Source organism: Novosphingobium sp. PASSN1, assembly GCF_002278815.1.
The window spans coordinates 47,430-73,425 of record NZ_NKIS01000013.1 but is presented as its reverse complement, the minus strand read 5'-3'; the positions used below and the strand labels follow the sequence as shown (position 1 = coordinate 73,425).

Sequence of the window (25,996 nt, the reverse complement as noted above, 5' to 3'; positions counted from 1 at the left end):
GGATGTCGAAGCGTCACCATATCGTTATTGTAGGAGCGGGCTTTGGTGGCCTTGCGGTTGCTAAAGGGCTTGGCAAACGCGACGTCGATGTCACTTTGATAGATCGACAAAACCACCATCTTTTCCAACCCCTCTTATACCAAGTGGCAACGGCTGGGTTATCTCCGGCTGACATTGCAGCGCCGATCCGATCCATCGTTCGGCACTTCCCAAATGTCCGCGTCATGCTCGATCGCGTGTCAGGGGTAGATCAAGATGCCAAGTATGTGGTGCTGCAGTCCGGACATACCGTCAAATACGATTATCTCGTAATCGCTACTGGTGCGCGTCACAGCTATTTCGGACATGATGAGTGGGCGGCTTTTGCACCAGGGCTCAAAACGATTGACGACGCCACGGCGCTGCGCCGCAAAGTCCTGCTGTCGTTAGAACGTGCCGAAATTGCCACTGATCCACAACAGCGCAAAGCGTTATTGACCTATGTTGTGGTTGGCGGCGGTCCAACGGGTGTCGAAATGGCTGGCGCGATCGCTGAGCTTGCCAGATGCTCTGTGAGACGCGATTTCCGGTCGATTACGCCACATTGCTCCCGTGTGATTTTGATTGAGGCCGGGCCTCGGCTTCTACAAAGCTTTCCTGAAGATCTCTCACTCAAGGCCAAGGTCTCTCTTGAGCAATTGGGCGTGGAGGTGCAGTTGGGCACACAGGTTGAGGCCATTCAAAGCGATGGCGTTGCAACCAAGACAGGCTATATCCGAGCTTACACAACTGTTTGGGCGGCCGGAGTGCAGGCATCAGGCGCTTCGCGTTGGCTGAAGATTACACCGGATAGAACAGGCCGGGTGCCGGTTGGTCCGGACCTGCGCATTGCTGGTGATCCAGCTGTTTTTGTAATTGGCGATACGGCCTGTTGCCTCGACGAGGAAGGTTTACCCTTGCCAGGGGTTGCACCAGTTGCGAAGCAACAGGGCGCTTATGTGGCACGGATGATCTTGTCTGGTCTTGAATCAAGGCCGTTCGAACTGACAGCGGCCAAGCCTTTTGCCTATCGAAATTACGGCAACTTAGCCACCATTGGCCGCAATCGAGCCGTTGCCGATTTCGGAAAGCTCAAGATTTCTGGCCATCTCGCCTGGCTGATGTGGTGCGTCATTCACATCTGGTTTCTTACCGGACATCGCAATCGGATCACGGTCGGTGCGAACTGGCTCTGGAGCTATCTGACCTTCACGCGAAGTGCACGTCTGATCACAGGGGAAACCACTAGCGAGGGGGTGGCATCTTTCCCTCACAATATAGACCCGCCCTGCAAAACCGATTCAATCATAAGGATGCTATCATGAAATCCACCCTCAAGAGCGAACTGAAGAGCCTTGGCCAGATCGTGCTGGTTTTCCAAGGAGGCGGTGCCCTTGGGGCCTATCAAGTGGGTGTTTATCAAGCCCTACATGAATTTGGCGTTGAACCCGATTGGGTGATTGGAACGTCCATCGGTGCCATTAATGCCGCCTTGATAGCAGGTAATCCTGCCGAGCAACGTCTGGAAAAGCTATCGGAATTCTGGGGGCGGGTGGAGCATGGCAAAATTTTTGAGGGGCCCTTAGGTCATCTGCTGAGCCCAATGCGCACCATGAGCGCAATCATGAATGGCATCCCTTCCTTTTTTGCTCCCAATCCTTTGGCATTTATGGGTCAGAAGGTTCCACTTGGTCCAGAGGCCGCAGGCTATTACTCGGTCGATCCGCTCCGTCGAACCTTGATGGAGCTAACTGATTTTGGTCGCATCCAGCAGGGCGATATGCGCCTCACCGTCGGGGCGGCAAATGTCCGAACCAGTGAAATGGTTTATTTTGACTCGCAGCAAACCGAATTGGACGTGCGCCACATTTTGGCATCTGGTGCCTTGCCGCCCGCCTTCCCGGCTGTGCGCATTGATGGTGAACTCTATTGGGATGGCGGCATCGTTTCCAATACCCCTGTTGAGGCGGTGTTTGACGATAGCCCACGCCAAAACTCGATGGTGTTTGCTGTGCATCTTTGGAACCCACATGGTGCGGAGCCCAAGTCAATCTGGGAGGTCGCTAACCGCCAGAAGGATATTCAATACTCCAGTCGCGCGCACGCCCATATCAAACGTCAGCGCCAGCTGCACCGATTGCGGCACGTCGTACAGCAATTGTCGATGCTGGTGCCAGACGGCGCATCAACGCCAGAAAACCTAGCCAATCTTAGAAGTTACGGTTGCGAGACCAAAATCCATGTTGTCCGGCTTTTGGCACCGCAACTAGATCATGAAGATCACACCAAGGACATCGACTTCAGCCCCCGCGGAATTCGTGAGCGCTGGGAGGCTGGGTACTCCCATACCGTTCAAATGTTGGAGCAAGCCCCTTGGCGGGCACCTTCCGATCCACTGGAAGGTTTTGTTCTACACGAAGCTCTCGGTGGCCAAATCCTCGACGTGCCAGCGGCTTAAGCCGCTATTGATTCAGCCAATTCTCAATCCAGACCAACCCCTAATGTGTGGGGTCCATCAGTAGAAGGAGCAACATTATGACAGAGAAAGCCAAGAAGACAGCCAATGCCCTAGGTGATGCGGCGACCGCCTTGGGAACCACCATGACGGCCCAAACAGAACAAATGATTGCCATGACCAAATCCAACCTTGAGAAAATGGCAGTGCATTCTCGCGAAGCGATGGAGCGAAACCTGAAGACGGTTGACACGTTGACAGAGGTTTCAAAAGGCAATGTCGAAGCCATGCTGGAATCGACGAAGATCGCCTCTGCTGCTTTCCAAACCATGACTCAAGAAACCGCGGAATATTCCAAAAATAGCCTGCAACGTGCAGCCGCAGCTGCCCAAGCCATGACGCAAGTTCAATCGGTGTCCGATTTTCTGGTGTTTCAGCGCGACTATGCGATGGGCGAGTTTGCAATTGGCATGGCAGAAATGGCCAAGATGTCTCAAGCCATGTTCACAACTATGACCGCTATTTACGAGCCGTTGCTCAAGCGGGCGGCCTCGATGACCGCACCAAAGGAATAAGCTTCCCCTATAAACTTAGGTATCGAAGCAAACGCGCCAGCGCCATCTTCTTATGGCGCTGGCTTGGGAGCGCGAAAGCGTGAAAATGCTCGACCCGGTCAAATTGGACCGAAAGGCGAGCCAAAAATTTAGGTTGCGGCCGCAGAACCGCATCTACACGAGGGTTGCATGTCAGGGGTTCGCAGTCTCTCCGCGCTACGCGCTTCTGCATCAACCAGTCGGGTTCTGAATCTCCATAATGTCGCCGAGGAGTATGGGGACGACCCAGAGTATAACCAAGACCCATTCTTTCGAGACAGCGTGCTCAATCAAGCAGTGGTAGTGAAGCATCGTTTCCGAAGTGACGAATCCTACTTGGTGCCAAATGGCGGTCCAGTTGGAACGAAAATCATCTTCCCCTTGGATCGAAGCGACCTTCGAGTTGGCGGCCGCTACATCTTTGTGAATGAGGTGGGCTACAAAGATTCTTTGGCTGTTATCATTGGAAACAAAGGAATTGATTTTGACTATGATCTTGAGACTCTAAGGCTTCTCAATTCGCTTCCTTCGCTTGATCCATTCTTGATCCGAGAGCAATTACGAAGGCACCATCGAACGCCTGCAGATTGTTATTTCTCAATCTCGGCTGCTGATACGGCAAGGATGCTGACCTTCACAGAGGTGGAAATGTTCCCATTGATTAAACTTGCTTTCGCGGAGGGAAACTCTGACATCAACCCAGATCTGGTTGGACGTCTAGCGAACGCACTTTTGTCAACCAATGCGGATGCGCGTCTCGATCCTTTACGCCTAACGCTGGGTCTAGAGGGGGCTCAATTCCGTGACGGGATATTTAGTTGGAAGGGGTTTATCTTCTATAAGTGGCAGTTCAGTGAGAGCATGAGCTCGCTGAGTAAGATTGGCTTGGAGATGGAGACGATTAAACTGAAGGGGCGGCCGGATCGAACCAGCAAGGAATTGGCGGCTGTTTTGAAGAAATCAATTAGAGACAATATTCGCACGACAGCCCTTAACTGCTCTCGGGTTTTAGCCCTTTACGATGATGCATTTCGGGATCTTGTTCATCGAGGCCATACGGCCGCATTCAGAAAATTTCTTCTTGACGCGCCACTTTTGTTTGTCGAATTGGGCCACATGATGGGCATGGTCTCTCATATTGTCTCTTACTGGAGCTATCGCTATCGCGCAGCGGAGAAAGGCGGCATCAACATAGAAGAATACCTAGATATCTTGCGCGAGTTCAATGTTGGACTTGCAGCGCGACGCCCAACGCACGACCACTCAGTTACCTAGCAACAAAAGACACGGATACCTGGTCCGTCTGACCTTAGCTCCCGTGATTCCCATAATCTTGATTAGAGCCCTGTTGAGCTAAACAATGTCGGCTCTCTTGGTCGAAGCCCACGAAACCCATTAGTCTGCTCTCGGCCAAACCAGGCCAACTATAGAGCTACCAAAAAACCCCCCGTTCGGGCCTCTAAACCGGCGACTTACGACGACTTACATGCCACGACACACTGCAAGTCATGGCCCCTTCAAGATGACTTACGAAAACATCAATTAAAACATAGTGCTGTAAGCATCGGCAAGTCGCCCTCTTATATCTTGCAATTCCGCCCCAAATCCAACTCACTCTGGCGCACTCTGACTTAGCCGACTTGCCTGACTCTAGATCCAAAGGAGTAAGTCGTTTTCAGCGAACAGAATGCATCAGCCGCCCATTCTAAACCAAAGCGACGTGTCTGCTTTGGGCCAAAGGTGGTCAATTGAGAGCAATCTAGCGATCCCCGAACGCGGACATTTACGGTGCGGGATATTGTGCCATGCGCCTCTGAATATCCAGCAAACCCTCGGTTGGATTGTTAGCGGGTGGGTCACTGTTCCATTGAGCTCGTGCCCTTGTCTTAGGCCCTCGCTCTGACCTAGCGTGGCGGTCAATTCATTGACGCTCGGTCTTACTGTGAGATGGAACCACCTTATTCAACAATCGTTGCAATGTGATGCCGCATTCCCTTCCTCACATATATCTCACCGAAGGCTCCATCGATGGGCCCGCTTGCAAGCGCAAGCAACGAACCACGGTTGAACACTTCACCCAAGTGCCTTTGGGAAAGGTCCTGCAGGTCGAAGACAACACGATCTTGGCCTTGGAAGCGGAAGCAGCACGATCTCCGTGCTAATCGAAGCCGCATTACTGGATGGAACACCAATCTGGATCAGACCTATCAGTCCAGACGATGAAACCCTGATGCGCGAAGCCATTGATGCGCTTTCGCCCCAGTCACGCTACTGGCGGTTTTTCTCGTCCATGCCGGTGCCGCCGGACACGGTGATACACCAGTTGCTGGCTGTCGACGGTCACAAGCACATTGCATGGGGTGCTACATTGGCGAATGAACACGGCAGCCCGGCCATTGGCTCGGTACATGTGTTCAGGGACAAAACTGAAGGCAGCTCAGGCGAGCTATCGTTCGTGATCGCCGATGCCTGTCATGGGTTGGGGCTTGTGAGAATGTTGTTGGCTGCAGCCTTGGTTGAGTGCGCGCGCCACGGGATCAAAATCCTTGAAGTTCAGGTACTGTCCGAGAACCGGGCGGCTATCCGCTTGGTGCACTTTCTAGGCGGGCGCATGACATCCATACAGTCAGGTGTCTCCACCTACGACATCAAATTGCGAACTGCCTTAGATAATCTGCGTAGCCATGCCGAAGAGACTGGAGTTGCTTCTGTTTTCGCTGCCTTAGCAGAGTAACTCCGCGCAAAGCGTCTGCAGAGCAATCGGAACTGTCGCCAAAACTGGCATTATCGGCAAATCTCATATTTTGCCGATAAAACAGAAATCCCAAATTCCTTTAGTCCAAGCCCCGTGTTCGACCTGCCAGAGGCGAGGTCGAGGGGGTGATGACGGGACGCGCCCCGCGTCCCGACACTTGGAAGTGCGCCAGAGCGTGATAGGCGGGTCAAGGTGGGCAGAGCCCCCTTCAAGAAGGTTACCTTGACGCGCCTGAACGCTCTGGCATTTGGTGAAGATTGGCAATGTAAGAGCTTACCGCCCATATTGGCTGGTATTGGCGAACATGCGCTCCTGCGCCCACACATCAAGCGTGGTTACGAGATAACGAACCAAGCGGGGGCCATATTTGATGAAGGGAGGGCCTTCACCGGTGACGCGCCAGCGGTTCAGCGTGTGCTTGGAAATCTTCAAATGGGCGGCGGCATCTTCAACGGTCAGAAGTGTGTCGGTATTCATGGGTCTCATCCTCTATCAGGCTCGACAAGCATCGCGGAACAGCGATCTCGCAAGACTAAGAGAACTCAGAAAAACCATACTAATCCAGCATGTTCACCAAAATCGGGAAGCCCAAAAAGAGGACTTATCCACCTGATATCCACAGATGGATCGATCTGTTTCGAAGGGTTCCAGCACGTACCAGCTTAGCCAATTGTGACCCTCCATGCCCCATAGCCACAATACGCCTCAGAGGGGAAATTGGGGGTGCAACGGGCTAGATTAGAGGCGTCAGAAGTAATATTTCGACGGTCTGACTGCAAAAAAGCTTGGCTAGGACCATAAAATGCTGACGGGTGCTGTGAAAATACGTTCGCTTACCTCTTGGACGCAATCACCGTCATGAAGAACAATGCCAAGCTTAAAATGGTTTTGAGCTGTATCGCGTAGTTTTGTCAGACCTCTGATGTCTGCAGGTCTGATTGTTGCGCTCGCTTTGACTTCAATCCCAATCAGATGGCCTGGAGACCGCTCTAGTACAAAGTCCACTTCCACTTGGTCCTTGTCCCGATAATGACTGATAGAGGTGTGGCGGGCAGTTAAGCTCGCAGCTTTGCGCAATTCACCAAAGACGAAGGTCTCCAACAATGGGCCAAAGAGCTGTCTGTCGCGTTCAAGTTTCGCATGATCAATATTTTGCAACGCTGCAACCAAACCAGAATCGAAGAAGTGTACCTTGGGCGCGCGCACAAGCCGCTTCAGGGCATTAGAATGCCATGCTGGAACTCGAGTTATCAGGAAAAGGCGCTCCAATAGGCCAAGCCATCTTTCGATAGATTTTGCGTCTACCCCAATAGTACTCCCCAATGCTGAAAGGTTTAGCAATTGGCTTGCTCGCACAGCCAGATTGTTGACCAGTGCCAACATCTGATCGGGCTTCGTGATAAGCGCCAACTCGCCCACATCCCGCAAAGCAAGTGATTGAGCATACGACAAGAGCCAGTCTGAACGACGCTTGGCATTGGCGCGAGCAAGCGCCTCTGGATAACCTCCGGCAAGGACAATCTCGGCTAGATTGCTAGTGGCGAACTTCGGAGTTTGACGCGTGATGAGTCCTTCAAAGGCATTATCCAGAAACTGAGATGGTCCTGATTGGGCAAGCTCGCTCTGCGACAACGGCAACAGTTCAATGGTCTCGACTCGGCCAGCCAACGAGTCAGGCGTAACGCTTGAGCCAAATAGATCGGCCGATCCCGTGATCAGAAACCTGCCGAAGCGCTGATCTTCATCAACCGTTTGTTTGATTGCCAAAACTAAATCGGGAGCTCGTTGAATTTCGTCGATCACGGCCCGATCTAGGCGACGGATAAAGCCGGTTGGGTCTGAGTTCGCAAATGCGCGGGTTTGGTTATCGTCGAGGGTCAGAAACTCCAGACCTTCGCGTTTGGCTATCGCCTTAGCTAGTGTTGTTTTGCCCGATTGTCGTGGCCCCACAAGTGCGACAACACGTGTATCAGAAAGCGCGAGGTCCACTAGGTTGGCAGCGTGGCGAGAGAGAAGTTGGCTTGTCATAAGCTTGATGTCCAGGGCGGTCGCTAGAGTGCGCTGATTCTTGAAGGGACAAGTCTATACTACCGTCCAATACGGAATGAAAGTGCGTCTAATCCGGAATCATAGCCCGTCTATTCCCGCATGAAACGGAACTGTCTTAATCAATCGAGCTACCTAAGTTATTCTTTCAGCAATCCATTCAGACAGATCGGTCCTTCTATAGCCAATGGCTCTGCCGCCTAATCGCACAAATCGTGGCCCATCTCCGCGCATACGCCATTTTTTCAAAAGGCTGAGTGAGACCGACAATAGCGACGCGGCTTCGACTGGCCGCACGACTTCAGGGGGAAGGGTCCCGAGGCTCTTGCGCGGCGGCGGTTCTACTTTGACCGGCGCGGGAGGATGCTTCGATGAGTCATCAGATTTGGAAAGCTGGGCAGCCGCAGCGGGCAACGCTTTCACCGCCCTTGGCTTCTGGCCGAGCGCCAAACTCTCGCCAAACAAACCAAGCTGGCGCTGATCCACATCTGCTCTGAGCCGTCTTCCCATTAGACATCTCCGCGTTCGGATTGGGAACGGAGCAAGTTTTAGGCCAGCTATTGTGAGCGGCGGGCAGCGAGCCAAAGTCGCTCCAAAGAACGCGCTTAAACGACTGATGTTGGCCGAAAACGGACTGGCGGCTTTGGGATTTGGTTTCAAATAGACCTTCATTCTTTGGTCCAGTGCAAGGAACTCCAAGCCAAGTCGTTGTTGGCACAGCTTTGAGACTAAGTGTTACCATCTCGGAGCAGTTTTTCTTGGTGTGCAGCTTTATCGTCGATGCCATGTTTCGCGATAAAGCTGCGGAGTTACGCCAAAGCGCGCTTTGAACGAGGCACGAAAAGCTGACTCTGATTGAAATCCAGCTTTTCTTGCGACGTTTGCTACCGACTGCCGTGCCTCTAACAGATTACGTGCAGCATCGAGCCGAACCGCTTCGAAGAATTTTGCGGGTGTCTGCTTGAAGCTTTCCACAAAGCGTCGGTGGAATGTGCGCGGGGACATGCCGACATGATCGGCCATCTGTTCGACAGAAATGAGACTTTCGGTCGATTCACGCAGCCAAGTCGTTAAACCAACAAATCGCTCGTCCTCCTTAGCTTGGGCGGCTAGCAAGTTGCTAAATTGTGATTGATGGCCCGGCCGATGTGAATAGACGACCAACTGACGCGCAACCTCCGCCTTGAGTGCTGACCCATGATCGGACCCAACTATTGCAAGCGCCATATCGATTCCGGTTGACACACCCGCTGATGTCCAAAGCTGTCCGTCAGACACGTATAATGCGTCAACATCACAATGGACGCTTGGAAACATCTCGCCAAGCTGCGCGGTGGCAGACCAATGTGTCGCAACGGTCTTACCATCTAGAAGGCCTGCTGCCGCAAGGATAAAGGCCCCTGTACAGATCGAACCCAAACGTTCGGCTTTGAGGATTGCGGACCTTAGAAAGCTTCTGAGCTCGGCGTCTGCCATTGCAACTGCTAGGGGCCTCGCGTCAGCGCCGACGATCAGAACTGTGTCATGAGCCCCCAAGTCAATTTCGCCAAAGGGCACGGCAGAGAGCGCGATGCCACAGCTATGCGAGACTTGGCCGCTTCTGGGAGTTGCCACGACAATTTTGTAAAGTGTTTTGCCCGCAACCCGATTGGCGGTCGAGAAAACCGCGGACGGCCCGGCAAGGTCCAGCAATTCTGCACCGGCATACGTCACGAAGATAATGCTGCGGAACTCGATCATGGCATGATTTAGCTGATTATTGTCATTTATGCCAAGCACATTCTTGATATCAATGTGGCAGGAGAACAGCAATGACCAAACCTATCCATATTGGGTTCCTCATATACCCAGGCGTCACTCAACTTGATGCGACTGGCCCCGCGCAAATCCTCAGTCGCGTTCCCGGCGCGGTGATCCATATGATCTGGAAGACGTGCGACCCCGTGCCAACAGATGCTGGGTTTTCGATCAATCCCACAGATGACTTTACAAACTGCCCGGACCTCGACGTCATTTGCGTGCCAGGTGGCATCGGACAACGGCCGTTGATGAGCGATACCGATGTCTTGGCCTTTTTAAAGCGACAAGGTGAGCAGGCGCGTTATGTGACGTCGGTTTGCAGCGGCTCACTGTTGTTAGGCGCAGCAGGCTTGCTGACGGGATATCGCTCCGCATGTCACTGGGCCTTCCGCGAGGCATTGCCGATGTTTGGTGCCGAACCTGTAGCCGAGCGGGTCGTGCGCGACCGCAATCGCTTGTCGGGGGGTGGGGTTACTGCGGGAATTGATTTTGGTCTGACCATGGCTGCAGAATTGGCTGGAGAAGACGTAGCAAAGGAGATCCAGCTTTTCGTCGAATACAATCCCTCCCCACCTTTCGGCGCCGGATCGCCAGAGGGAGCGGGACCAGAGCTTGAGGCACGCGTACGCGCATTGTTCGCACAAGCAGGATGACGGGGATTGCAATGAAACAACTGGGTACTCTGCAATGGCTCGAACAAACGCATGGTCGGCTTGGACTGCGCGACAAGCTGGCACTAGTTGCGCAGGGGGTCAAAGCAAGAGCCGCGACGCGCAAACGCATGGGGGCAAGTGTCAAGTTCCGGCACCGTGAGGTCGACGACATCCTACCGCCTGACAGCGCCATTGCCCGCGAAGCGATGGCGATGTGTGAAGCGGCGAGTGCGCCCTTCCTGTTTAACCACAGCCTTCGTGCTTATTTCTGGGCGCGACTTCTCGATGATGGATCAAAACCCTTCGACGACGAGGCAGTCTTCACTGCAATCATGTTACACGACATGGGCCTGACTGATGCACACCGACTTCAGGGGTCTGACGAGCAATGCTTCACTGTCGTCGGCGCACGCATGGCCGAAGAGCTTGGCGCGAAGCATCAATGGAACGATCGACGCACGGCCCTAGCCGCTAATGCAATTACGTTGCACCTGAACGTGATTGTCGATCCAAAGCATGGGCGCGAAGCCGAAATGGTTCGGGCAGGCTCAGGTGGCGATGTTGCCGGATTAGGTCTCGATGTTCTGGAGCAAGATCAGATCAACGCAGTTTGCACGAAGCACCCACGCCTAAATTTCAAAACATCAATCGTACCAGTCTTAGGTCTCGAAGAGGCGCAGCGACCGTGTTGCCGAATTGCATTCATGAACAGCCGTCTTGGCTTTACTGATCTTATCGCCAACGCGCCGATGTTTTCCGAATAGGGGCGCGGCTAGTTTTGGTTGGACCGTGCGGCTTGCGACCAACCGCAAATCGGCTCCCAATTCACTCGTCAGGTAGTTCTAGAAGCCGGTTTAGTACGACTTTGATCATGGAACCGGCCGGATCAGGTGTTCCACGCTTTGTGGGTCGTCTTTGGATGGCCATGCCATGCGCAAGTGCGGTCAAAATTGCCGCTATATCTCTTGCTGGCATAGAGAGTGTAGCCCCAACTTCGATTGCTAGGCGCTCTACCAGTTTTCCAAGTGCCTGATTATGACCGTCAAATAGCTGATCATAGTGATGGGCAAAGCTGGCATCTCGTCGAGCATGCATTTGAAGCTCGACAGCCAGAAGCGCCCAATCCTCATCGGAGTTCAGTGCATCAAGCCACAGATTTAGGGCGGCTCGAATTCCACCAGCCTGTTCTCTACTTGTGATCAGAAGTGTTTCAAGTGCCTCAATCTCCGAGCTCATATGCTCGCGCAATATCTCTAACAAAAGCAGTTCTTTGCTATCAAAATGCGCGTAGAGGGCACCTTGGGTGAAACCAGCGGTCTCAGCGATATCGCGCACCGAAGCGCTAGCGCCCTGCCGCGCAACCTCGTGACGAGCAGCCTCTAGTAACCGGAGGCGCGTCTGGGCTTGTGATTCACCTCTCGTCAGGCGGGTTCTTACTGGCTTTTCCATCATCCAATTCAGATAGCACTTGACATTTGAAATGAGAAGAGATCATTTTAAATAGCGTATGATATCTGAATAGGAATTGCTATGCTAAATGGAGAATCGATGTGCAAACCGCATTCGTAACTGGTGCGACTGGCTTGCTCGGCAATAATTTAGTGCGCTCACTGGCCGCAAAAGGTGTTGCCGTGCGCGCCCTTGTGCGCTCGGCCGAGAAGGCGCGCCTTCAGCTTGGCGACGTTGCTGAGGTCGAAATCGTTTCCGGTGACATGGCAGACACTGCCGGCTTTGCAGACAAGCTCGCCGGAAGCGACATCTTGTTCCATACTGCGGCCTATTTTCGTGACTCCTACGGCGGTGGCGATCACGCCAGTGCGCTTCACGATACAAACGTTACTGGTACAAAGAATTTGTTGGAGGCAGCCTATAAAGCCGGTATTCGTAAGATGGTTCACATCAGCTCTATCGCTGTCCTTGACGGGCCAAGAGGGGCGTGGATTGACGAGACTATGGTGCGCGCCCGTAAAAATGCGGATCCCTATTACAGTAGCAAAATTGATACTGATGAGGTCGTTCTGGCGTTTTTAGAATCCAAACCGGACTTTCATGCCAGCCTCGTCCTACCTGGCTGGATGCATGGCCCGGGCGATCGGGGCCCGACGTCTGCGGGACAAGTCACGCTTGATTTCCTGCATCAAAAACTACCCGGCATAACCCCTGGGACCTTTTCGGTCGTGGATGCCCGCGATGTCGCCGAGGCGGCGATTTCGGCTGCAACAAGGGGTCGGCGGGGTGAGCGATATCTTGCGGCAGGCCGTCATATGGCGATGGCAGATCTCTTTGCCATCTATGAGCATGTTTCCGGCGTTCCAGCGCCAAAGGCAAAACTTCCAACTTGGCTGCTTCAGATCGTCGCCAGTTTCAGCGAGCTTGGCGCGAGGGTCAGCAAAAAGCCGGTTCTTTTAAGTCAGGCGACCGTCAAGCTGATGCTTCGGGAAGCAGAGCGAACTCGGTTTGATCATAACAAGTCAAGACGGGAATTGGGTCTTGAGTTTCGACCAATCGAAGACACGCTGCGCGATGAGATCGCATGGTTTAAGGCCAATGGGTTTGTATCGACATCCCCTGAAGCGCAGAAGGGATACTAACATGAGCTACGATCTTTGGGATATCGCGCAAACAATAGATCGGGCGTTTCATGCCCGAGACATCGAAGGCATTGCGACCTATTGGGATGACGAAATTGATTACGTTGCGCCAGGTGCTTCCCTGATTGGCAAGGACGCCCGACGACTGGCAGAGCAGGTCTGGTTTGATGCGTTCCCAGATGCACACATCCACGTCCGCAGTCACTTTGTTGGTCAGGACTTTGTCCTGATGGAAAGCACCATGACGGGCACCCATACTGGCCCATTCCTGACAGGCGAGATGACGATTCCGCCGACCGGCCGCAGGATAAACGGCGACTACGCGGTGCTACTGCATTTCCGCGAGGGGAAGATCATCAAGCAACGCATCTATTTCGACCGCTTAGCATTGATGTTGGACATTGGGCTAGGACCAACAGTGATTGGGGATCGTTGACGATGCTACGATCCATGTTGAAGTTTGGAGCGGGGTTTGTATTCTTGGTGGCTCTCGGTTTGGGGGGGCTAGTTGCATTCGCTCCGATCAACCCAGTATCGTGGTCACCACCTGACGCAAAGCAGAGTCCAAGCAGGTGTGAGAATGGACCTGTTCTTCACGCGAGCCTGTTGACCAGCAAGCTAGCTGGCACACCCGATGGTCTAGACTTTGGAAAAGACGGCAAGCTTTACGCGGCATTGAGCACTGGTAAAGTCGTCGCCATCGATCCACAGACCGGCCTGTTCACTCAGTTCGGCACGGTGCCACGTGCGCGGTTAACTGGTTTATCCATAGGTGGCGACGGAACTGTCTATGCAACTGACGAAGTTGGAGGTGCCGTCTATGCCTTTGCACCATCGGCTCCGACCAATATAGCGCCCAAGCCCATTTCAGGGCAGAAGATCCTTTCTTCTTTAAATGGTAAGCCGCTTCAATGGACAAACGATGTTGCCGTCACGCCAGATGGGACACTTTTTGTGACCACCTCCTCGCAACGGCGCAACTTGGATGAGTTTTATCAGGAAGTATTGGAGCATAGTGGTTCGGGGCTTCTAATTCGTCTAAACTTGGAAGATCAGACTACTAAATCTCTACAAAGTGCTTTGGAAATGACCAATGGAGTTGCGCTGAGCCATGATGGCAATGCCGTTTTGGTTGCGGAATCCTCTGCCTACCGAGTCAGTCGGTTCGGATTTAATGGCGGTAAGGAGGGAGAAGTTGCTAGCAACCTACCGGGCTTCCCAGGAAATATAAGGCGGTCTGATAAGTCTGGGCGTTACTGGCTTACATTGTTGTCACCGCGCAATGGCTTGGTTGACAGGCTAGCAGGCAATCCCATGGCTAGACGATTATTGGTTTGGCTGCCAGAGAGCGTGCGACCGAAACCAACGCCGTTTCACTGTCTCATCCGCCTGACAGAGACAAGCACGGGGATGTTGGTCCAATCCTTCCGTATCCAAGGCCCAAAAGACATGCCCTCCTTGAGTACAGCAATAGAACGCGACGGCCGTCTTTACATCACTCCAGCTGGATTGGGCGGGGTCGAGCGTGGAGACCTCTATCTTATCGATGACACAAAGGGGATAGATCAATGAATCGTATCGCGCTTAGGCACGCAGCGTTCGACCTTCCAGCAATCGGGCTCGGCTGCATGGGCATGTCGGAGTTTTATGGACCGACCGACGATGAGTTGTCATTGTCCGTTATGGCTCGCAGCGTCGAACTCGGTGCGAATTTGCTCGATACCGCCGATATGTATGGACGGGGCAGCAATGAAGAATTGCTCTCGCAGTATCTCAAGAACCACCGCGCTCAAGTCATTCTGGCAACTAAATGCGGTCTGGTACGGGGTGAGACACCAGCCCAGCAGTCACGTGACACGTCGCCAAATTATATTCGTGCGGCTTGTGAAGCATCCTTGCGCCGCCTGAAAGTCGATACAATTGACCTCTACTACCTGCATCGTCTTGATGGCGTTACACCGATTGAAGACAGCATGGGAGAGCTATCGCGACTTCATGAAGCCGGTAAAATCCGCGCCGTTGGTTTGTCGGAGGTCAGCCCAAAAAGCTTGCTTAGGGCGCATGAAGTGTTTCCTGTTTCTGCGGTCCAAAGCGAGTATTCCTTGGCAACACGGGGTGGTGAGGTCGAAGCAGTTATTGACCTTTGCGGTGAGATTGGGGCTGCATTTGTTGCTTACTCGCCCCTCAGTCGTGGGCTTCTGACTGGCGCATACCGAAGTAAGGCAGACCTCATAGGTTTAGATTTCCGCTTTGTGCTCCCCCGCTTTGAAGAGGTCGCTCTAATAGCAAATCTAACCTTGGTGGATGCTCTTGGAAAAATTGCAGCCAGCAAAGGTGCGAGTTCAGCTCAAGTCGCGATAAGTTGGGTGTTGCATCGCGCGCCACATATGGCCGCCATCCCTGGCACTAGATCCCTTAAGCGGCTTGAAGAAAATATCGGTTCGACGACGCTCGCCCTGAGTATGACTGACCTAGAGCTTATTGCCGAAGCTCTGCCGGTCGACGCCTTTCAAGGGGAGCGATACCCTGCATTTCTGGCGTCGAAACCGGAGTGATACAATTGCAAAATGTCCGGTTATGAGCACCCTGTCATGACACTCAAACAGCCAACCTTGGCGCACTTGTGACCAACGGCATTTCGGCGGGCATTGGCCGGTAGCGGAACGTCTGGTTTGCGTAGTCTGCGCGGCCAAAGCGGACGTTTATTCTAAAGGTCAATTCCCGTTACTATTGGCAAGACAACTAAGGAGTACGCCACTTTTTTGCGTACTCCTGTCATGAAGCGGATCAAATAGGCCTCGAGTCATTTTCTCTAAGGTCAGGGTTGTCCGAAAACCTAAAATTTGCTTGTAAACCTAGTAAGGGCGAAAGTTGAGTATCTCTTCATTCAAGAAGCATTGATAACCTTAGGGATTCATGAGTCATCCAAGAGTCCCAATGTTTGGAAGCGGAAGGCCTATTTGATTTGTCCCTAGGCTGTCCGCGGCGCAAAAAGGATGAGGGCGGCCCCCGCCAAACAAACCAAACCACCGCTGATATCCCAAGCAGCGGGCATTGTGCCGCTCAACAAACCACATTGCCCCGAGTGAGGCCACAATATAAATGCCGCCATAGGCGGCAAATGCCCGTCCTGCCGAGGCTGAGGGGATCAGCGTCAAAAGCCAGGCAAAAATCACAAGCAGGCAAACACCGACCAAAAGCCAAGGCTTTGGTGCCCCATTGCGGAGAACCGCCCAGACCGCATAGCAGCCCCCAATCTCGGAAAGAGCTGCGAGGCTATAGATAAGGAAATGGGTTGGTATCGCTGAAACATTCATAAATTAGCGCCTCGCCTCAAATCTTGTTGAGCTAGGAAATCATCTATTTGCCATTAGTGATGACCTGTCCATGGCTATGCTGGGAACACGTGGGTCCATCGCCAAGTTCGATCTGGAGCGTGACATGGCTGAGGCCGTATTTCTCGTCGAGTTGATGCGCGAGAGTGGCAAGTACTACATCACCGGGATGACCTTCGGGCATGACTAGGTGGGCAGACAAAGCGGCTTGTGTGGTGGATAGGGGCCAAACGTGAAGGTCATGCACCGACGCCACGCCTGGGCGCGCTGCAAGCCACTCCTTTAAAGAAGGCAAGTCAACGCCCGCAGGACTTGCACCCAGCGACAGTCTGGATGAGGCCAAAAGTAAGTGCCACGTCCCTGCAACCATGACGGCAACGACAACAAGACTGATCGCCGGATCAATCCAAGCCTGCCCGGTCAGCAAGATGGCAGCACCCGCCAAGATGACTGAAAGAGAGACAAGGCCATCCCACAGCATATGGAGGAAGGCACCTTCAATATTGATGTCCGACTTTCGGCCGCGCGAGAACAACCACGCCGTACCAAGATTTATGACCACCCCAACGGCTGCAACCGCCATAACCAAAGCGCCATCCGGCGGGCTGGGGTTTGCAAAACGGCGGATCGCCTCCCAACCGATAACTCCGGCGGCCAAGAGGATGAGTAAGGCGTTCGCAAGAGACGCCAGAATGGAAGCTTGGCCAAATCCAAATGTAAACCGCCCTCGGGGCTGAAGTCGCCCGAGTGCCGTTGCACCCCAAGCAAGCAAGAGACCTAGCACATCGGTTGCATTATGGCCCGCATCTGCGATGAGCGCGAGGGAATTGATTGACCACCCCACTCCAAGCTCAACCAGAACAAAGCTGACATTGAGACTAATTCCAAGCGCGAAAGCCCCATCATAGCTGGAAGGACCGTGCACATGGGCATGGGCACCATGATTGTGGCCGCTGTCTTGATGGTCGCCATGATCGTGACCCACTATTTCATTCCTTTGAAAAGCCCAGCCAGCGCGGGGTTCGGGCAGCATAGTCGCGGTAGCCTTGCCCAAGACTTTTGGCCAAAATCGGTTCTTCAATGCGGACTTGCCAGACAGCAGCAATCCAAACACAGGCCGAAAGGATCACTTGGACGAAATCAGGTTTGACAAGGGCAAGCCCGGCAAAAAGGGCCAGCTGGCCAACGAACACCGGATTTCGCGAAAAGGCGAAAAAGCCCCGCGTCACGAGTGTTCCAAGAGTGCCCTCTACAGCACCAATCCGCCAAGATCCCGCCATTTGCGATTGCGCCCCGAGAGCCACGCAAGCCCCGACGAAGACAGCAACGAATCCCGGCCAAACAAGCCAATCGAACATAGGTGGCCATTGAGGCACCCAAGTTGGAAAAGTTGCTCGGAATAGACCCCAAGCGGCAGCGCCGACAAATCCAATCTTGAACAAGAGTGCCGTCCAAATTTGGGTACCCTCCGGCTTAGCGAAGGAGTCAATATTGCGTCCAGCAGACTCTTTCGCTTGTCTGCTAAGCAATACAAACCCAACCAAATAGGCGTACAATAGGGCTGTTGTTATCGACGTCGGTAAATCCATGTCAGTCTGCCACCACCAACGTAAACGGCGCAGTGATTACCTTGCCGCCGATCTTTACTTGCACGAATACTCGGTGCGGTCCGGCTACGCTTGGGTGCAATTCAAAAGCTAATGCAGGCCCGCCGCGTGCCGTCGCATCCTTTGGTTCTGCACCCTCAGGATGACCATGCACCATCGTCGTGCCATCGGCCGAGAAGCCAACCAAATGGGCATAGGCCCCCATAAGCGGTTCTAACGAGTCAAGCGGAGCCCCGGTTCCATCGGCAACTGTCAGCGTAGCTGGCGTGTGTGCGTCAGCCGTGAGCGCGCCGCCAAGCGACAGGGTCAGGGTATAGCCGTCGACCTTGGTGGAAAGTGTTTGGGTCGCTGCAACCTCGGGACCTTTGTCTGCGCCCACGTTTAGGGTGACGGAAGGCGTAAGGTTATGGGCGTCTGCATCTTCTTGGCCATGGCTTCCTTCACCATGATCATGGCCTGCTTTGTCATGACTGTGACCTTCATCACCATGGTCACTTTTGCCATGGTCATGAGCGTGCCCGTCTTGCTCTTTGCCTGCGGGCTTAAAGTCCGCCCAAACGCGATATTGACGGGGATATTTCGGGGTAAAGCTGACCGTCCACTGTCCGGGCTGCGCGCCTGGCTCACCATGGACATGGGTGTAATCCTCCAGCGCGCTATCCACGATCATGACATGGACCTTGTGCTCGTGCTGAGTTGCGATGTCATCGGGGCCGAGGGGTTTGCCATCCGCGCCTGTTAGGGTCAAAGTTAGGCGAACTGCCTGGCCCGGTACAGGGGTCGCAGCCGCCGCAACAGACATGGTTGGCTGACCCTTGGTTTCACTTACAGAGCTCGCTGTCGCAGAGACATCAGACTTGGACTCAGCTTTGTCTGCCCCGCCGCCGCCACAAGCAGCCAGCAAGGCCAAAGCACAGATTCCAGCGGTTAGTTTTACTGTCTGTTTCATTAGAACGCCTCCTTTAATTGCCCATCTTTTTGGGCCAAGACCAATTGTTCGAGTGGCTTTTGCCCGAACAATTTGAACAAAATCGGTGTGACAAGCGCATCCAGCAGGGTTGCAGAAATAAGCCCCCCGAAGATGGTTACTGCTACAGGATGCAAGATCTCTTTTCCGGGTTCGCCTGCCCCAATTATAAGCGGGATGAGAGCGAGGCCTGCGGATAGGGCCGTCATGAGAACAGGCGTCAGGCGCTCTAACGTGCCGCGGATTATCATGGCATCGCCAAATGTCTCGCCCTCATAGACAACCAGATTGAGATAATGGCTAATCTTGAGGATGCCATTGCGCGCGGCAATCCCGGTTAGCGCAACAAAGCCGATGAGACTTGCAACAGAGAGCGGTAGGCCAAAGAGCCAAAGCGCGATGACCGAGCCGATCATCGCCATTGGCACACCCCCCATCACAATCATGGCCAGCGCGATCGACCGGTATCGGCTGTATAACAAGGCGAAGATGAGGGTGAAGGACACCAGTGTCAGCCCCCCGATGGTCGCGGTGGCTTCAGCTTGTGCCTCAAACTGCCCTTCAAGTGCGTAAAAGCCACCCGTTGGCGCAGGCACAGCCTCCATTGTGGCACGGATCTCTTTTGTTATTGCCGAAAGATTCGCACCTGGTGCCAGATTGGCTTGCACGACGATCCGCCGCTTGCCGTTTTCCCGATTGATCTGGTTCGGACCATCGGTTTCACGCACCGTCGCGATTTGGGAGAGCGGAATTGCCCCGCTCGGCGTCTCGATCAAAAGCTCTGACAAGGCTTGGGTTGTGCGAGCACCTTCTGGCAAGCGGATCACAACGTCAAAACGGCGTACCCCATCAATGATCCTAGAGACCGTTTGACCGCCCGACAAAGCTTCTACAGCGCGCGTCACTTCAGCGGGGTTGGCCCCATAAAGGGCAGCGCGTTGATAATCGACGATCACTTCAAGCTGCGGCACACGCACGATCTTCTCGACCCGGACATCAACCAAGCCTTCAATGCCAACCATCCGCGCCTGCAAGGCGTCTGCGGCATTGCGGGCTGCATCCATGTCTTCGCCATAGACTTTGACCGCGATGGGCGCGTTGACGCCGGACAGCATATGATCAATCCGGTGTGCCAACGGCCCACCCACGCCAAAGCTTCCCGGCAAGGGTGCAAGCGCTTTACGGATTCTGGCTGCAACTTCATCACGTTCTTTGGCTGATAGCCCAGGGTTCAAGCGAACGTCAATTTCATTAGAATGAATGCCATCTGTATGCTCATCCAACTCAGCCCGGCCCGTCCTGCGACTAACACTTTTCACCCCATCGATTTCCTTGATCAGTCGCTCTGCCGTTGCACCCATGCGGGCACTATCGGCAAGGCTAATGCCGGGCTGTAAGGTCAAACCAACAAGAAGGGTGTTCTCATTGAAGGTTGGCAGGAAAGCACGCGGCAACATCAATGCGCCGCCAATGGCAACAAGCCCGGCCAATGTCGCCCCAACTAGGATAGGCCTTACATGCTGGAACCCCCATTCGAGCAGGCTTTGATTGGCACGCTTTAGACGCACAACCAGCCAGCTATCATGCTCCGCAGGCAACGCCTTCACTTTTGGCAACAAATAGTAGCACAAAACGGGTGTAAGTGTGATCGACACCAGCAAGCTCGCAAGGATCGAAACCACATATGCCATGCCCAAGGGTTGAAACAGCCGCCCCTCAATTCCCGACAAGAAGAATAAAGGCAAAAACACCAGAATGATGATGATCGTCGCATAAACAATGCCCGAGCGGACCTCCCCCGTAGCACGCGCGATAACGGTCATTGTTGGTAAAGGTTGTGGCAGGGCGCGGTTTTCTTTGAGGCGCCGGTAGACATTTTCTACCCCCACGACGGCATCATCAACCAGTTCACCGACCGCGATGGCTAAGCCCCCCAAGGTCATGGTGTTGATAGACAGCCCGAAGGCAGAAAACACCAAGGCCGTGATCAGGATCGACATCGGCAGCGCCGCTAGACTGATCGCTGTTGTGCGAACATTGAGTAGGAATAAAAACAAGATCACCGCAACCACGAGACCGGCTTCAATGATCACCTTCTGCAAAGTACCCAACGAGGCTTCGATGAAGTCCGCCTGACGCATTTGAACCTGTGTTGCGGTCACCCCCTTGGGCAGGGTCTTGTTTAACTCAGTCAGCGCCGCCTCGACGCTCTTGGTGACGACCACGGTATCGGCACCTGGTTGCTTTTGAATGCCGATGATAACGGCAGGCTTGCCAGCAAAGCCCGCATCACCCCTCCGGAACCGCGCCGCAAACTCAACTTCAGCCACTTGGTCCAGTCGAACCACCCCGCCACTGCGCGTAGTAACCGCAATGGAGCCGAGGTCCTCAACCCGTGTGGTACGCGATAATGCGCGCACGACAAATTCGCGCCCGCCCTGATCAATAAAGCCGCCACCTGCATTTGAGGCAAAACCCTGCGCGGCGCGTTCGATCGCATCCAAACTGACACCCAATTGACCCATACGGGCTGCGTTAGGCGAAATACGGAATTGTCGCACTTGCCCGCCAATTGGGATCACTTGGGCGACACCTGGAATGGTCAGTAAGCGTGGTCGGATCTGGAAGTCTGCCACTTCGCGAGCGGCCATGGGGTCAGCGTCGCCATAAGGAATGGCTACCAGCAAAATCTCGCCCATGATGGAGGTAACCGGGCCCATTTGCGGGGCATGATCGAGATCCGCCATTGTTTCTTTTGCTAAGGCAAGCCGCTCGGAAACCTGCTGGCGCGCCCGGAAAATTTCTGCATCCCAGCCAAACTCAACATAAACCATCGAGAGGCCAACACCGGTCACCGATCTCACGCGAGACACACCTGGAATGCCACTCATAGCGTTCTCCAGTGGCTGGGTAATTTGGGCTTCGACTTCGGGCGGGGCCATCCCGCCTGCTTCGGTCATAATCGTAACCGTTGGCTTGTTGAGATCGGGCAAGACGTCGACCGGCAGTCGCATGGTGGCGAGGATGCCAAATAGGATAAGTGCGAGCGATGCGAACAGCACCAGCACGCGATTGCGGAGTGAGGTAGCGACAAGGAAATCAAACATGGCTCACCGCACCTGTTCAAGCAGTGGCGCGCCCGTGGTCGCAACGCGTGTGCCGGCCTTTATGCCGGATGTGGCGACGACCCGGTCTGCATCCAAGTCAGTCACCGTAACCGGGGTTGGCTGAAACTGCTCTGCGGCTTGTTTCAAAAAGACCATGGTCTGGCCATTCGTACCCTTCACCACAGCATCACGCGGCAGAGCCACACCTGCGGTTTGTTCGCTTCCTGCTATGAACACCATCACAGGCTCACCCACCCGCAGATTGCTTGGGCCATCTATTCTGAAGCGGAGCGGAGCAGCACCATCGACCATCGCCAAGCCTTCGCCTTGGCGGAGGAGCAGAAGACTTCGTCCGTCACTGGTGCGGGCGGAGCCTGTTGCCGCCAAGGGAATAGACTTGCCTGATGGTGCACGCGCCTCCACGAGCAATTGGTCTGGGTTGGTGATGGTGAAAACGGTTTGGCCGGGATTGATCACCTGGCCTTGTGATACTGAAACAGCGCTAATTACGCCGGAGACAGGCGCGCGAAGGACCTCGGCGCTTGAGCCTGCTTGGCGTAGACGGCTCGCTTCTGTGCGTGCAGCACGCAGACGGCCGGCTGCTTGGGCTTTTGCGAGATTTAGTCGCGCCGCAGCGGCGTCTACCGCTGTTCTGGCTTCAGCAATCTCGCGGTTTGGTACAACCCCTTCAAGCCGGGCCAATCTGTCTAAGCGGCTACGTGCTTGTGTGAGTTCGGCTGCCTCAGCTGCAAACCCGCTTGAGCTTGCGGAGAGCTCTGCTTCGGCGAGCGCCGTTTCAGCCGCGCCGCGCGCGGTAATCACGGATACGTCCGCATCTAGAGCGGGGCTGACAAGTGCCAACACTTGTCCTTTTACGACCCGTTGGCCAAGTGCTGGCAATTGGCCCGAGACCCGGCCAATAGAGCTGGCTTGGACGACACCAGATGCATTTGGGTCAGCAATGACGACCCCATTCAATTGCAAGGCCGAGCCCTCTGCCGAATTGCCTGCCAGAATTGTTCTGAGCCCAATCAAGCGCTGCATCGGTTTGGGCGCGACGATATCGCCATCTGCTAAACGCTTGGCTTGATTGTCAGGGACACCACCTGCTACGTCGGCATGGCCTTCATCACCATGACCAGGTCCAGCTGCGACTTCGCTCGGCGTTCCAGTCGCCAAGGTCCAACTGCCAGCCAACAATCCAAAGGCGATAAGAGCCAGCCCGGTTCGTTTGCGGCGCACCAAGAGTAAAGCACCGCCCGCAACCCCTAAAAGAAGGGCTAAACCACCGAACATCAGGCCAAGCGGTAGGCCTTCTTCAGCATGAGCGTGAACTGCACTTTCATCGACTACCAACGATCCGCCCAAAAGCGCAGGCTCACCCACGCCACGCAATGAGATTGTCACAGGATAGGTGCCTGGCGTGTCATGCTCTGGGAAAGGAAGCACATAGGTGCCGTTGGCTTCAGCTTTTGCGAGAGCTTTACGAGGCCCAATCGTTACATTTACCGACGCATTTTCGATGGGCGCATTGGTCGCCCAATCATCGACCCAAAGGCGCAGGTTCTCCCCGTCAAGGCGTCCGACTACTTCAAACCGGTCTGATACCGCTTCAAAGCGCGGTGACGCGGGTGCCGCAACCGTAGCTTCGGCCGCTTCTGTACCATGGTCATGGCCGGGTCCAGCCCGCAGCGAAACGGGCATGGCCATTGCCACCAGCAGTCCAAATGCACAAAAGCGCTTCTTGAGGGTTCTTGGGTTGATCATGATGTTTGGTCCTGAAGGAGCAGGCCTTGCGCCTGATTGAAAGAGGAGATTGCGGCATCTACAGCCACACGAGCTTGGACCGCCGCGCGGGCAGCTTCTGAAGTCGCAGCCCGGGCGCGCAAAAGTTCTAGGAACGGAAGTTCGCCCTCGCGCCAGCCGCGCTCGGTAAGCGTAAGTGCTTCAATGCTGATAGCCAGACGCACTTCTTGTGCCTTTAAGCCCGCGCGCGCGGCGGCAAGGCTAGCAACCGATTGGGCTTGCGCGGTTTCAAGCGAGAGACGGATTGCCGCGGCCTTTTTGAGCACCGCAATTCCTTGCGCTTCAAGGCTTGCAGCCTCCGTACCCGCCGACGGGTCGCGCCCGAGTGCCCGCGAAAGGCGCACGCCAGTCGAGGTCCGGGCATCTATGTCGCGCCCGTCGCGCTCGGAGCGTAGATCGAGTCCGACACGCCAAGCAGGCTGAGCTTTGAGACGGGCAAGTCGTGATTGACGAGCAAGCTGATCGGCTTCCGCCAAGGCTACCCGCACGAGAGGATGGTCATCGATCTGCGCAGCGCGCACAGTCTCTGCAGCCAACTGGGCTGGGGCAAATCCAACCAGTCCAACCACCTCAGCACGGGCTTGCCCCTCGCGCCCAATGGCTTGCGCCAATTCATGTTCGCTTAATGCCAGTGCGGCCTCGGCTTGTAGAAGATCAAGTCGCGCCTGCTCGCCTGCTGCTTCTAGGCGTTTGGTATTGGCAACCAAGGCTTGGGCAAATTCAACTTGCTCGCGGGCAACCCTCACATCTGCGACCGCACTGGCTAGTGCCCACCAAGCTGTGCGCAATTCACCAGCTAATTCGAGGCGCACAAGCGCAAGTTCGGCCTCAGCACGGGCTGCCAACGCATCGGCCTCCCCGCGTAGCGCCGCGCGTTCCCCCCGTCGCCAGAGGGGGGCGCTGATCCCGCCTTCGACTTCTTGATAGCCCGTGCCCGATCCGATTTGATCTTGGCGCACACTTACATCGGCTTCTAGAGGGCCAGCAAACCTCTGCGCTGCAAGGGCACGACGTGCATCAGCTGTTCCGCGCTGCGCGACGGCTCCCGCATCCGCCGCGCGACGTTCAATGGCCGCATCGAGAAGCGTCGACCAGCGCGTTTGCAACGTTTCGGCCGTGCTTGTCATTTCTTGCGCTTGAGCGGTGCCCGTCACGGCAAGGGGCGTCAGCGCCACCAAGGCGACAGACAGAGGTGCAAAAATAGCTCGAGGCCATCGACGCACACAATTTAGGGAATTCATAGAAGAGGTCTCCTGATCACAATCCGTGGACCCAGCAGACAGGATGTCAGCCAGGCAATAGTCGGATGGATCAGGCTCGCGGCGGTCGTTTCAGGCCGTAAATTCTGGTTGTAACAACCATCGGCGCATCAGCTTGCGGCGTTGTCAAAACTGCCCAGTTTTCGATGTTAGTTAGGAACTGGTCACTCTCAGCAATATTCACGCCCGTGTGCGACAGACAACACGCACCACAATGGCCCTCTTGTGATTTCTTTTGCTTGGAATCGGATACTGTATCGCATTGGTCTAGGTTAACCACAGCAAGCTTTGCTTGATCAGTTTGAACACTAGCACATGGGCGCATCTCTTCGCACGCGTTTGGCAAATAAACTGCGCTCGCAGCGAGTGGCATAAAAACCAAACTCACTAACAAGAGGCCAGCCAAGAACGCGTGAATTACCTTCATTAGCCGATGCATATACCAGCAGGGGGTATGTGTCAAGATAGAATAACCAAGAGCTTAAATTGATTTGGTAAGGGCCGTCATTAACTCGGTAACGAGCTTTCGTTGCGCATCGGCATCGCCAGCCGAAATCGCGCCCTCAATGCAACTTTCCATGTGCCTTCGCAAGACTTCGGTTTCCACCTTTGCAAGAGCCGCACGTGCAGCTTGGATTTGAGTTACCACATCCATACAGTCGCGGTCCTCCTCCAACATTTTCTGGATACCTCGCACCTGCCCTTCAATGCGGCGAAGGCGGGTCAAAAGCGCGGCAGGGTCTTTGTGTTCGTGTGCCATGTGTTTCATGTTGACCTAAAGAGGCATTATTTCAAAGGCCCGACTCTGCAGAAACTTGGACATCAACTTTTGTTTTAATCCTAGATAATTACCCGCCTCCTTTAGTATGCCTAGACATGAGTTACCATCACCGTCGAAGCCACGCCTAATGCCGACTAGATCGGCGACATTCTTGGCAGCAAAATAAGCTTCAGCCTTCATCAAGTTGTGCGATGCGCCAAATTCCCTCAGCAGTCCGAGCCAA

At 54.5% G+C, this 25,996-nt stretch carries 23 protein-coding genes and 1 pseudogene; 11 read left to right on the top strand and 13 right to left on the bottom strand.

What is annotated here, in order from left to right; genetic code table 11:
* The first annotated feature begins 2 nt into the window (after positions 1–2).
* The 5 genes from CFE35_RS18745 to CFE35_RS18725 all read left to right on the top strand — a co-directional run bounded on the left by CFE35_RS18745 (position 3) and on the right by CFE35_RS18725 (position 5,800).
* Entirely contained in the window at positions 3–1,343 is a 1,341-nt protein-coding gene (locus tag CFE35_RS18745) for an NAD(P)/FAD-dependent oxidoreductase (protein WP_292932978.1), read from the top strand.
* On the top strand, positions 1,340–2,476 hold the full coding sequence (locus CFE35_RS18740; protein ID WP_292932976.1) for a patatin-like phospholipase family protein: 1,137 nt from the start codon (positions 1,340–1,342) through the stop codon (positions 2,474–2,476). The genes CFE35_RS18745 and CFE35_RS18740 overlap by 4 nt, the downstream gene beginning before the upstream one ends.
* Positions 2,477–2,553: 77 nt before the next feature.
* A complete protein-coding gene (locus CFE35_RS18735) occupies positions 2,554–3,048 on the top strand; it encodes a phasin family protein (RefSeq protein WP_292932974.1) in 495 nt (164 codons plus the stop codon).
* A gap of 168 nt (positions 3,049–3,216) precedes the next feature.
* Positions 3,217–4,341: a hypothetical protein gene (locus CFE35_RS18730; protein WP_292932972.1), complete on the top strand. Its 1,125-nt coding sequence runs from the start codon at positions 3,217–3,219 to the stop codon at positions 4,339–4,341.
* A gap of 880 nt (positions 4,342–5,221) precedes the next feature.
* Complete coding sequence (locus CFE35_RS18725) at positions 5,222–5,800, top strand: GNAT family N-acetyltransferase (RefSeq protein WP_292932970.1); 579 nt, start codon at positions 5,222–5,224, stop codon at positions 5,798–5,800.
* 294 nt (positions 5,801–6,094) lie between these two features.
* On the opposite strand, the gene CFE35_RS18720 is transcribed toward CFE35_RS18725, so the two are convergent.
* The 3 genes from CFE35_RS18720 to CFE35_RS18710 all read right to left on the bottom strand — a co-directional run bounded on the left by CFE35_RS18720 (position 6,095) and on the right by CFE35_RS18710 (position 9,607).
* On the bottom strand, positions 6,095–6,298 hold the full coding sequence (locus tag CFE35_RS18720) for a helix-turn-helix domain-containing protein (RefSeq protein ID WP_292932968.1): 204 nt from the start codon (positions 6,296–6,298) through the stop codon (positions 6,095–6,097).
* Between the two features lie 312 nt (positions 6,299–6,610).
* Positions 6,611–7,849 (bottom strand): ATP-binding protein, encoded by a 1,239-nt coding sequence (locus CFE35_RS18715; RefSeq protein ID WP_292932964.1) that lies wholly within the window; start codon positions 7,847–7,849, stop codon positions 6,611–6,613.
* A 789-nt stretch (positions 7,850–8,638) separates the two neighbouring features.
* Positions 8,639–9,607: a helix-turn-helix domain-containing protein gene (locus CFE35_RS18710; RefSeq protein ID WP_292932962.1), complete on the bottom strand. Its 969-nt coding sequence runs from the start codon at positions 9,605–9,607 to the stop codon at positions 8,639–8,641.
* 71 nt (positions 9,608–9,678) lie between these two features.
* Here CFE35_RS18710 and CFE35_RS18705 point away from each other — a divergent pair, with 71 nt between their 5' ends.
* Positions 9,679–10,320, top strand: a complete 642-nt coding sequence (locus tag CFE35_RS18705) for a DJ-1/PfpI family protein (RefSeq protein ID WP_292932960.1) — start codon at positions 9,679–9,681, stop codon at positions 10,318–10,320.
* Positions 10,317–11,084 carry an HD domain-containing protein gene (locus CFE35_RS18700; protein ID WP_292932958.1) on the top strand — a complete coding sequence of 256 codons (768 nt, stop codon included), beginning with the start codon at positions 10,317–10,319 and terminating at the stop codon, positions 11,082–11,084. The genes CFE35_RS18705 and CFE35_RS18700 overlap by 4 nt, the downstream gene beginning before the upstream one ends.
* Positions 11,085–11,145: 61 nt before the next feature.
* Here CFE35_RS18700 and CFE35_RS18695 read toward each other — a convergent pair whose 3' ends face one another.
* Entirely contained in the window at positions 11,146–11,769 is a 624-nt protein-coding gene (locus CFE35_RS18695; RefSeq protein ID WP_292932956.1) for a TetR/AcrR family transcriptional regulator, read from the bottom strand.
* A 101-nt stretch (positions 11,770–11,870) separates the two neighbouring features.
* Between CFE35_RS18695 and CFE35_RS18690 the strand changes: the two genes are divergently transcribed.
* From CFE35_RS18690 to CFE35_RS18675, 4 genes are all read left to right on the top strand, one after another.
* Positions 11,871–12,911, top strand: coding sequence for an SDR family oxidoreductase (locus CFE35_RS18690; RefSeq protein ID WP_292932954.1), 1,041 nt, complete (start codon positions 11,871–11,873; stop codon positions 12,909–12,911).
* A gap of 1 nt (position 12,912) precedes the next feature.
* On the top strand, positions 12,913–13,347 hold the full coding sequence (locus tag CFE35_RS18685) for an ester cyclase (protein WP_292932952.1): 435 nt from the start codon (positions 12,913–12,915) through the stop codon (positions 13,345–13,347).
* 170 nt (positions 13,348–13,517) lie between these two features.
* Complete coding sequence (locus CFE35_RS18680) at positions 13,518–14,483, top strand: SMP-30/gluconolactonase/LRE family protein (RefSeq protein WP_292932950.1); 966 nt, start codon at positions 13,518–13,520, stop codon at positions 14,481–14,483.
* On the top strand, positions 14,480–15,466 hold the full coding sequence (locus CFE35_RS18675) for an aldo/keto reductase (protein WP_292932948.1): 987 nt from the start codon (positions 14,480–14,482) through the stop codon (positions 15,464–15,466). Before CFE35_RS18680 ends, CFE35_RS18675 begins: the two co-directional genes overlap by 4 nt.
* Positions 15,467–15,882: 416 nt before the next feature.
* On the opposite strand, the pseudogene CFE35_RS18670 reads toward CFE35_RS18675, so the two are convergent.
* The 9 genes and pseudogenes from CFE35_RS18670 to CFE35_RS18630 all read right to left on the bottom strand — a co-directional run bounded on the left by CFE35_RS18670 (position 15,883) and on the right by CFE35_RS18630 (position 25,752).
* A pseudogene (locus CFE35_RS18670) lies at positions 15,883–16,228 on the bottom strand (YnfA family protein).
* 43 nt (positions 16,229–16,271) lie between these two features.
* Positions 16,272–17,231: a cation diffusion facilitator family transporter gene (locus CFE35_RS18665; protein WP_292932946.1), complete on the bottom strand. Its 960-nt coding sequence runs from the start codon at positions 17,229–17,231 to the stop codon at positions 16,272–16,274.
* 4 nt (positions 17,232–17,235) lie between these two features.
* Complete coding sequence (locus tag CFE35_RS18660; RefSeq protein WP_292932945.1) at positions 17,236–17,835, bottom strand: isoprenylcysteine carboxylmethyltransferase family protein; 600 nt, start codon at positions 17,833–17,835, stop codon at positions 17,236–17,238.
* 1 nt (position 17,836) lies between these two features.
* On the bottom strand, positions 17,837–18,802 hold the full coding sequence (locus CFE35_RS18655) for a hypothetical protein (RefSeq protein WP_292932943.1): 966 nt from the start codon (positions 18,800–18,802) through the stop codon (positions 17,837–17,839).
* A complete protein-coding gene (locus tag CFE35_RS18650) occupies positions 18,802–21,927 on the bottom strand; it encodes an efflux RND transporter permease subunit (RefSeq protein WP_292932942.1) in 3,126 nt (1,041 codons plus the stop codon). The genes CFE35_RS18655 and CFE35_RS18650 overlap by 1 nt, the downstream gene beginning before the upstream one ends.
* A gap of 3 nt (positions 21,928–21,930) precedes the next feature.
* Complete coding sequence (locus CFE35_RS18645) at positions 21,931–23,694, bottom strand: HlyD family efflux transporter periplasmic adaptor subunit (protein ID WP_292932940.1); 1,764 nt, start codon at positions 23,692–23,694, stop codon at positions 21,931–21,933.
* Positions 23,691–24,860 (bottom strand): TolC family protein, encoded by a 1,170-nt coding sequence (locus tag CFE35_RS18640; RefSeq protein WP_292932938.1) that lies wholly within the window; start codon positions 24,858–24,860, stop codon positions 23,691–23,693. Before CFE35_RS18640 ends, CFE35_RS18645 begins: the two co-directional genes overlap by 4 nt.
* Before the next feature lie 184 nt (positions 24,861–25,044).
* On the bottom strand, positions 25,045–25,419 hold the full coding sequence (locus tag CFE35_RS18635; protein ID WP_292932936.1) for a hypothetical protein: 375 nt from the start codon (positions 25,417–25,419) through the stop codon (positions 25,045–25,047).
* A gap of 54 nt (positions 25,420–25,473) precedes the next feature.
* The gene (locus CFE35_RS18630; RefSeq protein WP_292932934.1) at positions 25,474–25,752 is read right to left on the bottom strand and encodes a metal-sensitive transcriptional regulator; all 279 of its coding nucleotides are present in this window, start codon (positions 25,750–25,752) and stop codon (positions 25,474–25,476) included.
* Between the last annotated feature and the right edge of the window lie 244 nt (positions 25,753–25,996).

Bases quoted from the DNA above. Each gene is read 5' to 3' on its own strand.
- CFE35_RS18745 (WP_292932978.1), top strand. From the start codon at position 3: ATGTCGAAGCGTCACCATATCGTTATTGTAGGAGCGGGCTTTGGTGGC.
- CFE35_RS18740 (WP_292932976.1), top strand. From the start codon at position 1,340: ATGAAATCCACCCTCAAGAGCGAACTGAAGAGCCTTGGCCAGATCGTG.
- CFE35_RS18735 (WP_292932974.1), top strand. From the start codon at position 2,554: ATGACAGAGAAAGCCAAGAAGACAGCCAATGCCCTAGGTGATGCGGCG.
- CFE35_RS18730 (WP_292932972.1), top strand. From the start codon at position 3,217: ATGTCAGGGGTTCGCAGTCTCTCCGCGCTACGCGCTTCTGCATCAACC.
- CFE35_RS18720 (WP_292932968.1), bottom strand. From the start codon at position 6,298: ATGAATACCGACACACTTCTGACCGTTGAAGATGCCGCCGCCCATTTG.
- CFE35_RS18715 (WP_292932964.1), bottom strand. From the start codon at position 7,849: ATGACAAGCCAACTTCTCTCTCGCCACGCTGCCAACCTAGTGGACCTC.
- CFE35_RS18710 (WP_292932962.1), bottom strand. From the start codon at position 9,607: ATGATCGAGTTCCGCAGCATTATCTTCGTGACGTATGCCGGTGCAGAA.
- CFE35_RS18705 (WP_292932960.1), top strand. From the start codon at position 9,679: ATGACCAAACCTATCCATATTGGGTTCCTCATATACCCAGGCGTCACT.
- CFE35_RS18700 (WP_292932958.1), top strand. From the start codon at position 10,317: ATGACGGGGATTGCAATGAAACAACTGGGTACTCTGCAATGGCTCGAA.
- CFE35_RS18695 (WP_292932956.1), bottom strand. From the start codon at position 11,769: ATGGAAAAGCCAGTAAGAACCCGCCTGACGAGAGGTGAATCACAAGCC.
- CFE35_RS18685 (WP_292932952.1), top strand. From the start codon at position 12,913: ATGAGCTACGATCTTTGGGATATCGCGCAAACAATAGATCGGGCGTTT.
- CFE35_RS18675 (WP_292932948.1), top strand. From the start codon at position 14,480: ATGAATCGTATCGCGCTTAGGCACGCAGCGTTCGACCTTCCAGCAATC.
- CFE35_RS18660 (WP_292932945.1), bottom strand. From the start codon at position 17,835: ATGGATTTACCGACGTCGATAACAACAGCCCTATTGTACGCCTATTTG.
- CFE35_RS18655 (WP_292932943.1), bottom strand. From the start codon at position 18,802: ATGAAACAGACAGTAAAACTAACCGCTGGAATCTGTGCTTTGGCCTTG.
- CFE35_RS18650 (WP_292932942.1), bottom strand. From the start codon at position 21,927: ATGTTTGATTTCCTTGTCGCTACCTCACTCCGCAATCGCGTGCTGGTG.
- CFE35_RS18645 (WP_292932940.1), bottom strand. From the start codon at position 23,694: ATGATCAACCCAAGAACCCTCAAGAAGCGCTTTTGTGCATTTGGACTG.
- CFE35_RS18640 (WP_292932938.1), bottom strand. From the start codon at position 24,860: ATGACAAGCACGGCCGAAACGTTGCAAACGCGCTGGTCGACGCTTCTC.
- CFE35_RS18635 (WP_292932936.1), bottom strand. From the start codon at position 25,419: ATGAAGGTAATTCACGCGTTCTTGGCTGGCCTCTTGTTAGTGAGTTTG.
- CFE35_RS18630 (WP_292932934.1), bottom strand. From the start codon at position 25,752: ATGGCACACGAACACAAAGACCCTGCCGCGCTTTTGACCCGCCTTCGC.